This window comes from Noviherbaspirillum sp. (genome assembly GCF_035254865.1).
Classification (GTDB): domain Bacteria; phylum Pseudomonadota; class Gammaproteobacteria; order Burkholderiales; family Burkholderiaceae_D; genus Noviherbaspirillum.
In genome coordinates, this window is the sequence record NZ_DATFAF010000092.1 from 1 (window position 1) to 13,259 (window position 13,259).

Sequence of the window (13,259 nt, forward strand, 5' to 3'; positions counted from 1 at the left end):
TGGTGGCCGTCGTGGCCGCCACGGTCATCATCGCGCCGTGGTCGTGTTCATGTCCATGATTATGCGAATCGGCGGCGAACGCGGGGGAGGCGAAGGCGAGTGCACATGCGGACAGCAAGGCAAGTTGAGATAGTTGTTTCATGAGAATTTCCTTTCTGTTATTTCCCGTTGTAGTGATGATAGGTTGAGTAGCTGCCGTCCGTCTTCACCAGAAGGACGTCATAGGGATCGCTGCGATTGCCTTCCATGCCCGGCGACCCGAGCGGCATGGAGGGGACGGCGAGTCCTTTCACTTTTCTGTGTTCCGCCAGCAGTCGCTTGATATCGCTTGCCGGCACATGGCCTTCGATCGCGTAGCCCTGCACGATGGCGGTATGGCAGGAGCCGAGCGTGTTGGGGATGCCGAATTTTGCCCGATAGTCGGACGGATTCGCAACTTCTTGAACTTTCACGGTGAATCCGTTTTGTTCGAGATGCTTGACCCATCCGGTGCAGCATCCGCAGGAAGGGTTCTTGTATACCTCGACCACGGGCAGGGCTGCCGCGGCATACAGATGGACGCCGAGGGTGCCTGCAAGGATGGCCTGTAAAAGAATGCGACGTTTCATGATTTACCTTTCGACGACAGAAATCTTTCCGGACATGCCGGCTTCGAAATGACCAGGAATCAGGCAAGCGAATTCGAATTCGCCGGGCCGGTTGAAGGTCCACACCAGGTCTTCGCTTTTGCCCGCCTTGACGTGCGCCATATGCGCTTCGTCATGCTCCATGTCGGGGAATTTTTTCATCAGCGCTGCATGCTCCTGAATTTCTTCCGGCGTACCGATGACCAGCTCGTGCAGCATCTTGCCCTTGTTCGTGACGACAAATCTGACTGTCTCGCCACGCCTGACCTTGATGCGGTTCGGCGTAAAACGCATGGCGTCGCTCATGGTCAGCTTGATGGTCCTTGTCGCTTTTGCGGGATCGCCTGCAATGCCGAAATCCTTTTGCTCTGCGCTCGCCGCGTCGAATGCCTTTTTCGCATGATGATTGTCGCCGTGCGCATGCGCCAGCGGGGCTGCGAGTGACAGGGCGAGGGTAGCGGCGAATGAGGCTGCTGCGACTAGTTTCATTTGTGTTCCTTTACTTGAGTTCATAGGCATTGGTTCCGGCCGGATGTTGGTACCAGCCCGGATCCTTGTAATCGCCCGGTTGCTGATTCTTGCGTATCTTGACTGTGGTGAACATGCCGCCCATCTCGATCGCGCCGAACGGGCCGGTGCCGGTCATCATCGGCAAGGTGTTGTCCGGCAGCGGCATTTCCATCGCGCCCATGTCGGCCATGCCGCGATCGCCCATCGTCATGTAGTCGGGAATGAGCCTGATGATCTTCTCGGCTGCCTTGCGCTGGTCGACGCCGATCATGGTCGGCACGTTGTGCCCCATCGCGTTCATGGTGTGGTGCGCCTTGTGGCAGTGAAACGCCCAGTCACCGGGTTCGGTCGCGTCGAATTCGATCGCGCGCATCTGGCCGACGCCGATATCGGTCGTGACCTCGGGCCAGCGCGCCGCTTTCGGTATCCAGCCGCCGTCGGTTCCGGTCACCTCGAACTCATGGCCGTGCAAATGCATGGGATGGTTTGTCATGGTGAGATTGCCGATGCGGATGCGCACCCGATCGCCCTGGCGACATACGAGCGGATCGATGCCGGGAAAGGCGCGGCTGTTCCATGTCCACAGATTGAAATCGAGCATGGTATTGACCTTCGGCGTGGAGCTGCCGGGGTCGATGTCGTAGGCATTGAGCAGGAAAGCGAAGTCGCGGTCCACGCGATGCTGGGCCGGATTCTTCGGATGCGTGATCCACAGGCCCATCATGCCCATTGCCATTTGCGTCATCTCATCCGCATGCGGGTGATACATGAAGGTGCCGGCGCGGCGCGCTTCAAATTCGTAGACATAGGTCTTTCCGACCGGGATCTGCGGCTGCGTCAGTCCGCCTACGCCGTCCATGCCGTTCGGCAGGCGCTGGCCGTGCCAATGGATGGTGGTGTGCTCCGGCAGTTTGTTGGTGACGAAGATGCGCACCTTGTCGCCTTCGACCACTTCGATCGTCGGGCCGGGGCTGGAGCCGTTGTAGCCCCATAAGGTGGCTTTCATGCCGGGCGCGATTTCGCGGATCACCGGTTCTGCGATCAGGTGGAATTCCTTCCAGCCGTCTTTCATGCGCCAGGGCGCGCTCCAGCCGTTCAGTGTCACGACGGGATGGAAAGGGCGGCCATTGGGCGGCGCGGCAGGCGGGAGCGTCTGCGCATTCCGCACGACCGCTGCTTCCGGAATGGACGCCGCGCCGGCCCTGCTGACCAGCCCGGTGCCCAGCATGGTGGCGGCGCCTGCCAGAAATCCTCTGCGGGATACCATCGATGTTTCCTTTCACATGATCTTTTTATTCAGTCGGGCCTGTCGACCCGCGCAACTCGCGGCTCGCTCCGCTGCTGCCATGTATCGCCTGCTGCAAGTCGGTGTCGGCCAGCCAGAAATCGCGCTGCGCTTCGATCGCTGCATTGACGCTGCCGATCTGCGCACGGGCATCGGCAAGCAGGTCGAATACGCTGACCAGCATGCCGTTGTAGCGCAACTGCATTTCCTCGGAAATCTTTTTGCGCAGGGGCACGACTTCATCCCGATAGTGCCTGGCGAGATCGTAGCTGGTGCGGTAGGCGGAATACGCTTCGCGCGCCTCGGAACGCGCGCGGACAGCGATGTCGGCGGTGCGATGCACGGCTTGCATGTACACGGCTTCCGCCCCGGCTGTTTTCGCGCCGCTCCAGTCGAACAGCGGCAATTCCAGTTCGATCTGGTAGCCATTGCTGCGCGGCGCGCCGGTCTGACTCTTGGTCCGGTATCCGGCGTCAAAGACATTGATGAAGCCGGTGGTCCTGGTCAAGCCAAGCGCGCTGGCGGTGGCCTCCGCGTCACGTCTTGCCATTTGCACATCGAGCCGCTGCTGCAAGGCTTGCGCCTCGATGTTGCCGACTTCGGCGGGCGCGGACGGCAAGTCGGGCAGGCGGCCCGGCAATTTGTACGCGGTGTGCTTGGCCGACAGTCCCATGGCGCGTGTCAATCGTTCACGCGCGGCGACGGCGTTTTGCCGGGCGCGGGCGAGCTGCGCGGTCGCGTCGGCATGAAAGGCCTGCTCCCGTGCCTGATCGAGCTTGCTCCAGTTGCCGGCCTTCGCCATTCCCTGCGCGAGTTCGGCGCCGGCTTCCGCCGCATCCTTGACTTGCTCCATGTACTGCGCGGTTTGTTGCGCGGCGACCGCATTGAAATAGGCGCGGCGTGTATCTGCCGCCAGTTTCACCGCGTGCTCGGCGGCTTGCAGTTTGGCTTGCTCGAAGCGTCGGCTCTCGATGTCGCGCCGCAGCGGCAGGGTGAGCAGACCGGCAAGATCGAACATGATGCTGCGCTCGATTTCGATATCGTCGCCGCCCCGCAGGCGGCCGAAGGAAACGGACGGATTGCGCAGGCGTCCGGCCTGCACGAAGTCCGCTTCCACCACGCCCAGTTCGGACAGGGACGCCTGCAAGCCGCGGTTGTTGGTCAGCGCGATCCGGACTGCCGTATCGGCGCTCAAGGGTTGCACGAGCAGCACGTCGATACTTGCATCCAGCGCAGCGGCATCGCTTGCAGCCGGAATACGTTCAACGGCCTGGCCGGTCCGCTCGCGGGTCATCGCGGACACGGCATCCATTCCGCCATGCGGGGAAAAGCTGGCGCAACCGGTCAGCAGCATCGCGGAAACGGCAAGTGCAACGGATTTCGGTGTCGGAAGGCGCGGCGCACTGCGTGCGATTCCGAATCGATAAAAAAAAGACATGACTTCCTCGTATTCCTAATACGCACGTGTGGCTGCGGTGCAGGACATGCGTGCCAAGACCTGAGCCGAAAGGGCGCAAACACCCGAAGCTAGCGGATGTGCGCCATTGCGGCGAGACGAATCAGGCGAAGAAGTATTTTGGAGGTCGTTTCATGCGCTCCGGGAAATAGCCGGAGTAGGGAGGTGATGAAGGTGCCACGAGGGCAATGCTGCTCGCATGCACCGGCGCCCAGTTCAACGCGGCAGGCAGTATGAAAGCACCCGCGCAGCAGGCAGTGCAGTCGCTGCATGTCGACGCCGAAAGCCGATGGTCGAGAGGGCTGGAATCGGTGCCCGAGGATGCCTGTGTGGCGTGTTCGTGCTGAAGCTGCTGTTGGTGGTCGCCTTGCTGCTGGTGATCGCCGAATACGGACGGATGCGAATGTGCGTGATGCACCGCGAGCGCAGCAAAGCCATGATGATGCGTCGTGCCGCACGATTGTCTGACGGTCGCGGCGAATCCCTGCACAAGGAGGGCGAGCACAAGCAGCCACAACAGAAAAATACGGATCGCGCGGTTCATGGGGCGAGTTTATCACGGGTGCGGCACACGGTTCCGGCGGGTCGGGAAAGCTTTATCTGAATCAATCGCAAGGATCCTTGGAACCAATTAACAGCTTGTCAATGCTTGTTCTTGATGGCATCTGTCCATGTCACCGTCTCTTGTTCCGTCATGTGGCCGTGCGGGACAAGGCGTGCGTCGCGATAGCCCCATCGTGCGATATCGGGCAGGAATTGTTCGCGTGACAGCAAGGTGCCAAAGCAGATACGGGATTCGTTGGCTGCCGTGTGCGTGTCAATGCGCAGGCGGGCAAGCAGTTCGTCCACCACCCATGCAGGAATCAGTTCCCGCTCATCCGGATAAATGAAGCCGAAGAGGATCACGTGGCATAGCAGAATGCGCCAGTGCGTATCGAAGCGGCCGAGCATGCGCTGCCAATCCAGGTGTTCGGCACGCGTCCTCAGCAGATGGGCAATATCCGCGCCGTCAAAGCGTTCGCGTTCCATGATGAAGGACTTGGACCAGATCATTTCTTCCGCCGGCGACAGCCGGACCGGCACGCCCAGCATGTCGACCTGTGGCGCAAACTCGAACCAGGCGTCGTCCACTTCGGCGACGCCGTTGCCGGAGCTGAAAATCAGATCGATGAAGTCACCGTTGAAGAACAATTTTCCCAGCCAGTGCGGGTACGTCAGTTCGGTGCGGTAACCGGACTTCTGCAAGGCGGCGCTGATCAGGTCGAAGTCCCGCCGCCGGATAAAGAGATCGAGATCCTTGGTATCGCGAATGATGCCCGTGTAGTGGTGAAATGCATAAGCACCGCCGACAAGATACGGCACGCCCGCACTGTTCAATGTCTTCAGAACATGCTGGTAAAACATCGCCGTGCCATGTTCGATTTCATTTGTTGTCGATATGGATGTGGATATTTGCATTCTGAAAATCCGGACAATGGCAACAATGCACTCCGGCTGCATCGCCTGAGCAAGACAATGATCCGCCATAGCCGTCTGCAAAACATGTGCCACACGACGACAGTCTCGATCGGTACAACTTTTGCACGCAAAGCACTGTCAGTAAATCGGATACCCGGTCAATGAAAGCGAGGATGCATGGTGATGTTACAGGAAACAATACGCTTGGCAGCAGTCGGCGATCTTCATTGCACCCAAACATCGACAAGTGAATTGCGGTCGTTTTTTTTGCAGGCTGCCGACAATGCGGACATTCTCTTGCTGTGCGGCGATCTGACGGATTACGGCTTGCCTGAAGAAGCGCACGTACTGGCGGAAGCGCTGTCACCGGCAAGGATTCCGGTCGTGGCGGTGCTTGGCAACCATGATTTCGAGTCCGGCAAGGAGAATGAGGTGCGCCGGATTCTGACAGGAGCGGGCGTGCACATGCTGGACGGCGAGGCATGCGAAATCCATGGCATCGGCATTGCGGGCGTGAAAGGCTTTGCCGGCGGCTACGGCCGGCGATCACTTGGACCGTGGGGCGAGAGTGCGATCAAGCATTTCGTCAACGAAGCGATCCAGGAAACCTTGAAGTTCGAGTCGGCACTTGCCAAGTTGCGAACCAGCCAGCGCATCGGTTTGTTGCACTATTCGCCTATTCAGGCAACAGTGGAAGGAGAGCCGCCGGAAATCTTTGCTTTCCTCGGAACGAGCCGCCTGGAAGAACCCTTGATCCGCTATCCGGTGAACGCGGTTTTTCACGGCCATGCCCATCGTGGACAACCCGAAGGAAAAACAGCGAATAACATTCCGGTCTACAACGTTGCGAAGCCGCTGCTGGAGCGGACCTTTCCGGGCCGCCCCCCATTTCGCATTGTCGAAATTCCAAAATCGGAAACTGTCGCCATGTAATATTGACAGAGGCTACGACCAGGGCGCAGGTCGTTCGAGCTTGCCGTAGATTTCCGCTGCCGCCATCCCGAAGACCAGGTGTGCCGCGAGCGTCGGCCAGCCGCGCATCTCGGCGAACCAGGGAAAGGCACGCTCAAGTCCATAGAAATTAAACAGATAAATGACCAGCCCGTATACCGCTCCCACGAGCAATGCCATGCCGGGGCTGGAATCGAAATGAAACGGGGCAATGATTGCGCCGAGAATCAGGCCCAGCACGATGCCTAGCAGATAATGAATCGCCAGCGCGGTGGCCACGATGCCGGTGCTGAATTCCATCGATCGCAAGGCATCAGGGCCCATGACGATGGCAGCAATCATGTGCGAGGTCGTCCAGGGACCGCCTCCCATGGCCGTTGCCGACCATAACAATTCGAGGACCATCAGAATCGCGCCTGCCGCGAAGCCGGCAACGCCGGCCGCGAGCCAATCCGGCGCACGTTGCTCCCAACGATGGGAGTGCATGTGAAGTTCCATGACAACCTCCGATAAGGTGCAAGGCATCGTTACGCGCAGTTGCGCAACGCGCAATCGAAGCTGCATGCGTGGATATGGACAACAGGAGCCGGCAACGGTTCGGACCGGCATCAACGATTGGATCAAGAAGGATGCGCCCGGAGTTGCCAGCCCGAGAGTTACCAGCGATCGAGCGCGCGTTTCTTCCGCTCTATCATGCGCCAGATGAAGGGCGTGAAAATGAGCTGCATCGCGAGCTCCATCTTCCCGCCGGGAACAACGATGGTGTTGGCGCGCGACATGAAGGAATCGGCAATCATCGCCAGCAGGTACTGGAAGTCGATGCCTTTCGGATTGGCGAAACGTATGACGACAAAGCTTTCATCCGCCGAGGGAATCTCGCGTGCAATGAAGGGATTGGATGTGTCCACGCATGGCACACGCTGGAAATTCACATGCGTGCGCGAGAACTGTGGACAAATGTAATTCACGTAATCCGGCATGCGGCGCAGGATGGTATCGGTCACCGCTTCGGTCGAATAGCCGCGCATCGACTTGTCGCGCCACAGCTTTTGGATCCATTCCAGGTTGATGACCGGTACCACGCCGATCAGCAGGTCGGGATACTGCGCGATGTTGATGTTCTTGTGTACGACGCCACCGTGCAAGCCTTCATAGAACAGCAGGTCGGTGTCGGTCGGAATGTCTTCCCAGGCGGTAAATGTTCCGGGCGGCTGACGATAGGGAGCGGCTTCTTCTTCATCGTGCAGGTATTTGCGCCGCCGCCCGCAAGCCTCCTTGCTGTAATTGCGAAACAGCGATTCGAGTTCCTCGAACAAATTGTTGTCGGGGCCAAAATGGCTGAAATGCTGATCGCCTTGCCGCGCAGCGTCTGCCATTTTTTCTTTCATCTCTTCGCGGTTGTAGCGGTGAAAACTGTCGCCCTCGATGATGACGGAACGCACGCCTTCACGCCGGAATATGTTCTCGAAAGTGCGGGTGACGGAAGTCGTCCCGGCCCCGGATGAGCCGGTAATCGCAATGATCGGATGGCGTTCAGACATGGCAGGCGTCCTGACAGTAAAGGTCGGGCGGAGTGTTATCAATCCGCTATTCGCTTCACTATAAGGGCCTGATTGACATAAGATCAAATGAGTAAATATATGGATAGCATAAGTTAATGCTTATGTATTTCCGCGACGACCCGAAATGCTCTCCGCAAGGAAATGGGAACCGTGCGAGATCTTCTGTTCAGGAGTGCAGGGGAGACAAACAAGCCGCGGATGCGGCAGCGGATGGCGAGAACAGAGTGGAAGACATGCGAATACTTCTTACGCAAGCAAGCGGACCTGTGATTCAATCCTGTTTGCCGCGCAGACAGGATAATCGGTCATTGGAAGGAGGAGGGAGCGAACAATGCGTGGCCGTACGGACCACGCATTCAACTGACAAGGACCACGCGTTTATCTGCGGCCGAATCTGCCGTATCTGTCCAGTCGTTCCTGCTCGGCGCGTTGCAGCTTGAATGGGCTGCGGGCTTGCGGGCGAAGCGCATTGTGTGCGCCACTACCAGCTTTTCCGGCGGCTTGAGAAACCGACCGATTCGCGAAATGCGTTAGTGTTTTTTCAGGCATCGCCAAGCTCCCTTGAAAATCAGAAATCCGATGAATTTGCTACCCGCCAGGACCCGATAAATGAGTGGCGGCAGGAAATCTTGGCACAGTAAACTTAGGCCACGCTTAAAGTGCTCGACGATGTGAAATTCATGCCGCAAAAGGTGCTGGAACAACACAGATTTGCCTCATAGCATCAATGATCCGTTTTTATTCATCTAAATCAAAAGACTCTTTTCAAAAACGGGAAAAGAGTGCAGAATCCACCCGCAGTGTAAAAAAATCCATCTCGGAGAAGGTGGGAAGAGACAATCAAGTGAGCCCGCGCCCGAAAGGCGCGGGCTTTCTTATTTGTGCTGCCGGCATCGCCGCAGAGCCGGCACTCGAGCACTTGCCTGCTGCGTGCGTCGAGCGCCCGAGGCGCTGCATCCATGTCCGTGAGTCTCGCTTCAGGTTCCGTCAACTCCGTCAACAAGTACTGCCGCGTCGGCGGCCGTTTTCTCCAGCGCTTGCGAGGTCCCGCCTGGCGCGCCTACAATCCCTGAGCTTCGCTCGATCGTGAAGTGACCTTTTTTGCATTGCCCGCGCGCGTGAGCCAAAGATGAAAGTACTGCTGGTGGAAGACGATTTGATGATTGGCGAGAACGTCCAGATTGCACTGGACGGCGAGGGCATTGCGGTCGACTGGGTGAAGGACGGCGCGGCGGCAGAGGCCGCGCTTGCTACCTACGGCTACGATGCGCTGCTGCTCGATCTCGGCCTGCCGCAGAAAGACGGCATCGACGTCCTGCGCGGCTTGCGGGCCAGGGGAAGCAACATGCCGGTCCTCGTGGTCACCGCGAGGGATACGGTGGAGCAGCGCGTGCAGGGACTGAACACCGGCGCTGACGATTACCTGGTCAAGCCCTTCGACCTGGAAGAACTAATCGCGCGCCTGCATGCCTTGATCCGGCGTGCCAGGGGCGGCGGCGATCCGGTCTACCGGAAAGGCGAGGTCGAGATCAATCCGTCGACGCGGCAGGTCATGGTCGCCGACAAGCAACTGGTGCTCTCCTCGCGCGAGTGGGCGATACTCGATACGCTGGTGGCGCGGCCCGGCGCGATCTTCTCGCGCGCCCAACTGGAAGAGCGCCTGTACGGCTGGTCCGGCGAGGTGGAGAGCAACGCGGTGGAGGTCTACATCCACGGCTTGCGCAAGAAACTCGGCCAGCAGTTCATCATCAATGTCCGCGGCCTCGGATACATGGTAGAGAAAGTCTGATGCAGTCGCTTCGCATACGTTTGATCCTGCTGCTGGGCGCCGCGATCCTGATCGCGGCCGGGGTGCAGTTCGCCGCATCTTTCCGGGAAGCGATGCAGAAGGCAAACAGCCTGTTCGACTATCACATGGAACAGATGGCGCTTGCCTTGCAGGACAGCGCGGTGCAGCAGTCCGATTGGTACAAGGCGCCTACCGACGACAACGATTTCGATTTCGTGATCCAGATCTGGACCGACGACGGCGTGCGCGTCTACCAGTCGCGCGCCTATCGCAGTCTGCCCGAGCGGGGCACGCTCGGTTATTCGACGGTCACGCTGGATAACGGCGACTGGCGCATCTACACGGTGCATCGCGAGACGCGGGTGATCCAGGTCGCGCAGAAAATGGATTCGCGCCGCGACCGCTCCATCGCGCTGGCCTGGAATTCCGTATGGCCGGTGCTGCCCGTTTCGCTGCTCCTGTTTGCGGCTGCGTGGTGGGTCGTCACCTCGGCGCTGGCGCCGCTCAATCGCATCGGGCTCGATCTGGCGCACCGCCATGCGGGCTCGCTTGCGCCCGTATCCGACAAGGGGGTGCCGAAGGAAGTGTCGCTGCTGATCGCGGAACTCAATTCCCTGCTGTCGCGCATGGCGCGTGCGATCGATGCGCAGCAGCGCTTCGTGGCGGATGCGGCGCATGAACTCCGTTCGCCCCTGACCGCCTTGAAGCTTCAGGTGCAGACCCTGGCGCGGGCCAAGGACGAAACCGCGCGCAACCAGGCCATTACCCGTCTTCTTGGCGGTGTCGATCGCGCATCGCGCCTGGTCGAGCAGTTGCTGGTGCTGGCGCGGCAGGATCCCTCATCGGAAGCGGAGGAGCTGACGCCGGTTTCGCTGACCGGGTGCATTGCGAATGCGGCCAGCGACGTGGCGCCGCTTGCGCAGTCGCGGCATGTCGAAGTGCGCTACGCCGAACTGCCCGACGTGGAGCTCCTCGGCGATGCGGACAGCTTGCGCATACTCGTGCGCAACCTGCTCGACAATGCGGTGCGTTACACGCCGGAACAGGGCCAGGTGCGCATCGATCTGATAGTGGATGCCACAAGCGCCAGGCTCAGGATCCAGGACTCCGGCGCCGGCATTCTGGAGGAAAACCGGGCGCGCGTGTTCGATCGCTTTTATCGTGTCCCCGGCACCGCGCCCAACGGTAGCGGACTCGGCCTGGCCATTGTCAAGACCATTGCCGACCGGCATGGCGCCAGCGTCGAGCTGGGCACCTCGGAACTCGGCGGGCTTGCGGTTACGGTCGCCTTTCCCCTCATGGACGAGGCGCCGCCGGCAAGCGCGCCCGCCGCTGCGGCATAAACCGGTATCCGAACCTCATTCCGGCGCTTTTTTCGCCGTGTTTAAGTTTCCCCTAAGTTTTGTAATGCATCATTACAAACATTGATTCACAACTTGATCCCCTTGGGCCCGCGCGTTTTCTGACGGGCTGTCTTTTTCCCTGTTCCCGAGTCATGCAGGCATGATTTCCGGGAATCGAGGGCAGGCGTTGATCGTGACGCCTTCGACAAATGAGCAACAGCAGTGGAAAGGTAATTACCGGCCTTTTCTTCGTCCCCCCTTAACCGGGGGGACATTTTTCGTGCGGACCTGATGAAGTGACCTGGCGTTTCGACGCCTTCATGTCGCATGGGTCTGGCACGTGTGAGTGGTGCAGGGAGACTATGAATCGGGAACAGATCCCGGACGAGGTAAGGCGCTTTATTCTCGCGAGTGTTCCATCCGTTCCCTTCCTGGAGGCGATGCTGCTGCTGCGAAGAAATGCGGCTCAGGACTGGGACAGCAAATTGCTGGCGACACGCTTGTATCTCAGCGAAAGATCCGCAAGCGAATTGCTGGGCGCGCTGCATGCCGCTGGCGTTCTTGCGATGGCCGAGGACAACGCGGTGTTCCGTTACCATCCGGTGCCGGACAGCTTGCGGCAAATGATCGACCTCCTCGCCGATAGCTATGCGTACCATCTCGTGGAGATCAGCAGCCTGATCCATTCGAAGACCGGGAAGCGGACGCATCAGTTCGAGGACGTGTTCAAGCGCCGCAAGGATTCATGACAGGGCCGGGCTCATCTGACGCCGGGGAACGTGGATTTGCGGCCGGATTCCATGCCGGAGTTTGTCATAGGCAACCACGGCCACGAAGGTGTGCCGGATCGGGAAGGCCGGACGGGCCTATATCAAATCGTGTGCGCGGAGCGGGAGCGGCAATTGGCGGATTGCGCGATCATTGCTCCGGGAATCTGCATTGAAAACAAGGGCAGTTCATTGACCTGGACGACGTTCACCGGCCGGTTCACGGCCGGTGCGTCGATTTGCATTCGAATCGGGCTGCTTTGCACGCCAGTTCGTGACTCGGGAGAAAAAGGGATATGCCGGAGTTTATTCCAATGTCGTACCAGCTCGCGTGGCCATTCGCCATTGCGATCGCATGGGTCGCCGGAGAGTTCGGATATCGACTGACCGGCTTGCCGCGCATCAGCGTTTACGGGCTGGTCGGTTTTCTGTTCGGCAATCTGCTGGCAGGCGTGTTGCCGCAATCCGAAGTTGATACCTTCATGCTGCTGGCGAACATCGCTTTCGGACTGATGCTGTTCGAAATGGGTTATCGCATCAACCTGCACTGGCTGCGCGCCAATCCCTGGATTGGCGTGATGGGCGTGGTCGAGGCGGTCGCCACCTTTGTGGTTGTGTATTTCGTCGCGCAATGGTTCGGCATGGCGCCGCTGGCGGCATTGCTGCTCGGATCGCTGGCGATGTCGACGTCACCAGCGGGCGTCCTGCGCGTGCTGAACGAGGAGCGGAGTTCCGGCCAGGTCAGCGAACGCATCCTGCATCTGTCCGCGCTCAATTGCGTACTGGCTGTGTTTACCTTCAAGGTGATCGTTGGTATCGGTGTGTTCCAGACTTCCGGCAGTCTGCTGGACGCGGTGTGGAGCAGTCTGGTTGTGCTCGCGGTATCCGCCGGTCTCGGCGCCCTGGTGGGCGTGTCGGTGCCCGCGCTGTTGCGGCGCCTTGGCAATCTGTCGCGCGATGCGACGCTGGCGTTTGCCATCGCCGTGATTCTGCTGGTCGCGGTGACGCATGCCTTCAAGTTCTCGCCGGTGCTGGCAGCCCTGACTTTCGGCCTGGTTGCACGTCACCGTCGCGTGACGCTCAACCAGACGCAGCGCAATTTCGGCGTGATGGGGGATCTTCTGAGCGTCGTGCTGTTCTTCTTCGTTGCCGCCACGCTGGATTGGCGTCAGGTGATTGATGGGATGTCGCTCGGGCTGATCCTGCTTGTCGCCCGGTTCGCGGCGAAGATGATCGGTGTCGGGGTCTTTGCGCGGGTGAGCGGCGTCTCGTGGCGCAAGGGCCTGTTGACCGGGCTGGCGCTGGCGCCGCTGTCGGTATTTGTCATTTTGATGCTGGAGCAGACGCGGCGCGCGGGAGTGGATCTCGTTGACAGCCTGATGCCGCTGGCGGCGATGGCGCTGCTGCTGGAAGTGATCGGGCCGATCATTACGCAGCGTGCGCTGATATGGGCGCAGGAAACACCGGAAACCCCGGACAAGCCGCACAAGCCGGACACGATCAAGGAGTAAG

The 13,259-nt window shown here is 59.6% G+C and carries 14 protein-coding genes; 6 read left to right on the forward strand and 8 right to left on the reverse strand.

Going from position 1 to position 13,259, the window contains the following annotated elements; genetic code table 11:
- Window positions 1–158: 158 nt before the first annotated feature.
- The 4 genes from VJ651_RS23050 to VJ651_RS23065 are packed head-to-tail and all read right to left on the reverse strand — an operon-like array spanning window position 159 to window position 3,859.
- A complete protein-coding gene (locus tag VJ651_RS23050) occupies window positions 159–608 on the reverse strand; it encodes a DUF411 domain-containing protein (protein ID WP_324109672.1) in 450 nt (149 codons plus the stop codon).
- A gap of 3 nt (window positions 609–611) precedes the next feature.
- On the reverse strand, window positions 612–1,115 hold the full coding sequence (locus tag VJ651_RS23055) for a cupredoxin family protein (RefSeq protein WP_324109673.1): 504 nt from the start codon (window positions 1,113–1,115) through the stop codon (window positions 612–614).
- 10 nt (window positions 1,116–1,125) lie between these two features.
- On the reverse strand, window positions 1,126–2,403 hold the full coding sequence (locus VJ651_RS23060) for a copper oxidase (protein WP_324109674.1): 1,278 nt from the start codon (window positions 2,401–2,403) through the stop codon (window positions 1,126–1,128).
- Window positions 2,404–2,428: 25 nt separating this feature from the next.
- Window positions 2,429–3,859 carry a TolC family protein gene (locus tag VJ651_RS23065; protein WP_324109675.1) on the reverse strand — a complete coding sequence of 477 codons (1,431 nt, stop codon included), beginning with the start codon at window positions 3,857–3,859 and terminating at the stop codon, window positions 2,429–2,431.
- A gap of 358 nt (window positions 3,860–4,217) precedes the next feature.
- On the opposite strand from VJ651_RS23065, the gene VJ651_RS23070 reads away from it, so the two are divergent.
- Window positions 4,218–4,481, forward strand: coding sequence for a hypothetical protein (locus VJ651_RS23070; RefSeq protein ID WP_324109676.1), 264 nt, complete (start codon window positions 4,218–4,220; stop codon window positions 4,479–4,481).
- Between the two features lie 38 nt (window positions 4,482–4,519).
- Here the strand turns inward: VJ651_RS23070 and VJ651_RS23075 are convergent, their stop codons facing one another.
- The gene (locus VJ651_RS23075; RefSeq protein ID WP_324109677.1) at window positions 4,520–5,335 is read right to left on the reverse strand and encodes a nucleotidyltransferase domain-containing protein; all 816 of its coding nucleotides are present in this window, start codon (window positions 5,333–5,335) and stop codon (window positions 4,520–4,522) included.
- A 183-nt stretch (window positions 5,336–5,518) separates the two neighbouring features.
- Between VJ651_RS23075 and VJ651_RS23080 the strand changes: the two genes are divergently transcribed.
- Window positions 5,519–6,268 (forward strand): metallophosphoesterase family protein, encoded by a 750-nt coding sequence (locus VJ651_RS23080; RefSeq protein WP_324109678.1) that lies wholly within the window; start codon window positions 5,519–5,521, stop codon window positions 6,266–6,268.
- A gap of 12 nt (window positions 6,269–6,280) precedes the next feature.
- Here VJ651_RS23080 and VJ651_RS23085 read toward each other — a convergent pair whose 3' ends face one another.
- The gene (locus VJ651_RS23085; RefSeq protein WP_324109679.1) at window positions 6,281–6,772 is read right to left on the reverse strand and encodes a hypothetical protein; all 492 of its coding nucleotides are present in this window, start codon (window positions 6,770–6,772) and stop codon (window positions 6,281–6,283) included.
- 170 nt (window positions 6,773–6,942) lie between these two features.
- Entirely contained in the window at window positions 6,943–7,827 is an 885-nt protein-coding gene (locus VJ651_RS23090) for a phosphoribulokinase (protein WP_324109680.1), read from the reverse strand.
- 1,150 nt (window positions 7,828–8,977) lie between these two features.
- Between VJ651_RS23090 and VJ651_RS23095 the strand changes: the two genes are divergently transcribed.
- The 3 genes from VJ651_RS23095 to VJ651_RS23105 all read left to right on the forward strand — a co-directional run bounded on the left by VJ651_RS23095 (window position 8,978) and on the right by VJ651_RS23105 (window position 11,729).
- Complete coding sequence (locus VJ651_RS23095) at window positions 8,978–9,637, forward strand: response regulator transcription factor (protein ID WP_324109681.1); 660 nt, start codon at window positions 8,978–8,980, stop codon at window positions 9,635–9,637.
- Window positions 9,637–10,980, forward strand: a complete 1,344-nt coding sequence (locus tag VJ651_RS23100) for an ATP-binding protein (protein ID WP_324109682.1) — start codon at window positions 9,637–9,639, stop codon at window positions 10,978–10,980. The genes VJ651_RS23095 and VJ651_RS23100 overlap by 1 nt, the downstream gene beginning before the upstream one ends.
- A 362-nt stretch (window positions 10,981–11,342) precedes the next feature.
- Window positions 11,343–11,729 (forward strand): hypothetical protein, encoded by a 387-nt coding sequence (locus tag VJ651_RS23105; protein WP_324109683.1) that lies wholly within the window; start codon window positions 11,343–11,345, stop codon window positions 11,727–11,729.
- Between the two features lie 122 nt (window positions 11,730–11,851).
- On the opposite strand, the gene VJ651_RS23110 is transcribed toward VJ651_RS23105, so the two are convergent.
- Complete coding sequence (locus VJ651_RS23110; RefSeq protein WP_324109684.1) at window positions 11,852–11,992, reverse strand: hypothetical protein; 141 nt, start codon at window positions 11,990–11,992, stop codon at window positions 11,852–11,854.
- A 51-nt stretch (window positions 11,993–12,043) separates the two neighbouring features.
- Here VJ651_RS23110 and VJ651_RS23115 point away from each other — a divergent pair, with 51 nt between their 5' ends.
- Entirely contained in the window at window positions 12,044–13,258 is a 1,215-nt protein-coding gene (locus VJ651_RS23115) for a cation:proton antiporter (protein WP_324109685.1), read from the forward strand.
- The last annotated feature ends 1 nt before the right edge of the window (window position 13,259 follow it).

What these genes read in the sequence shown, in the direction of transcription:
- VJ651_RS23050 (WP_324109672.1), bottom strand. Translation starts at nt 608, where the DNA reads ATGAAACGTCGCATTCTTTTACAGGCCATCCTTGCAGGCACCCTCGGC.
- VJ651_RS23055 (WP_324109673.1), bottom strand. Translation starts at nt 1,115, where the DNA reads ATGAAACTAGTCGCAGCAGCCTCATTCGCCGCTACCCTCGCCCTGTCA.
- VJ651_RS23060 (WP_324109674.1), bottom strand. Translation starts at nt 2,403, where the DNA reads ATGGTATCCCGCAGAGGATTTCTGGCAGGCGCCGCCACCATGCTGGGC.
- VJ651_RS23065 (WP_324109675.1), bottom strand. Translation starts at nt 3,859, where the DNA reads ATGTCTTTTTTTTATCGATTCGGAATCGCACGCAGTGCGCCGCGCCTT.
- VJ651_RS23075 (WP_324109677.1), bottom strand. Translation starts at nt 5,335, where the DNA reads ATGCAAATATCCACATCCATATCGACAACAAATGAAATCGAACATGGC.
- VJ651_RS23080 (WP_324109678.1), top strand. Translation starts at nt 5,519, where the DNA reads ATGTTACAGGAAACAATACGCTTGGCAGCAGTCGGCGATCTTCATTGC.
- VJ651_RS23085 (WP_324109679.1), bottom strand. Translation starts at nt 6,772, where the DNA reads ATGCACTCCCATCGTTGGGAGCAACGTGCGCCGGATTGGCTCGCGGCC.
- VJ651_RS23090 (WP_324109680.1), bottom strand. Translation starts at nt 7,827, where the DNA reads ATGTCTGAACGCCATCCGATCATTGCGATTACCGGCTCATCCGGGGCC.
- VJ651_RS23095 (WP_324109681.1), top strand. Translation starts at nt 8,978, where the DNA reads ATGAAAGTACTGCTGGTGGAAGACGATTTGATGATTGGCGAGAACGTC.
- VJ651_RS23100 (WP_324109682.1), top strand. Translation starts at nt 9,637, where the DNA reads ATGCAGTCGCTTCGCATACGTTTGATCCTGCTGCTGGGCGCCGCGATC.
- VJ651_RS23105 (WP_324109683.1), top strand. Translation starts at nt 11,343, where the DNA reads ATGAATCGGGAACAGATCCCGGACGAGGTAAGGCGCTTTATTCTCGCG.
- VJ651_RS23110 (WP_324109684.1), bottom strand. Translation starts at nt 11,992, where the DNA reads ATGCAAATCGACGCACCGGCCGTGAACCGGCCGGTGAACGTCGTCCAG.
- VJ651_RS23115 (WP_324109685.1), top strand. Translation starts at nt 12,044, where the DNA reads ATGCCGGAGTTTATTCCAATGTCGTACCAGCTCGCGTGGCCATTCGCC.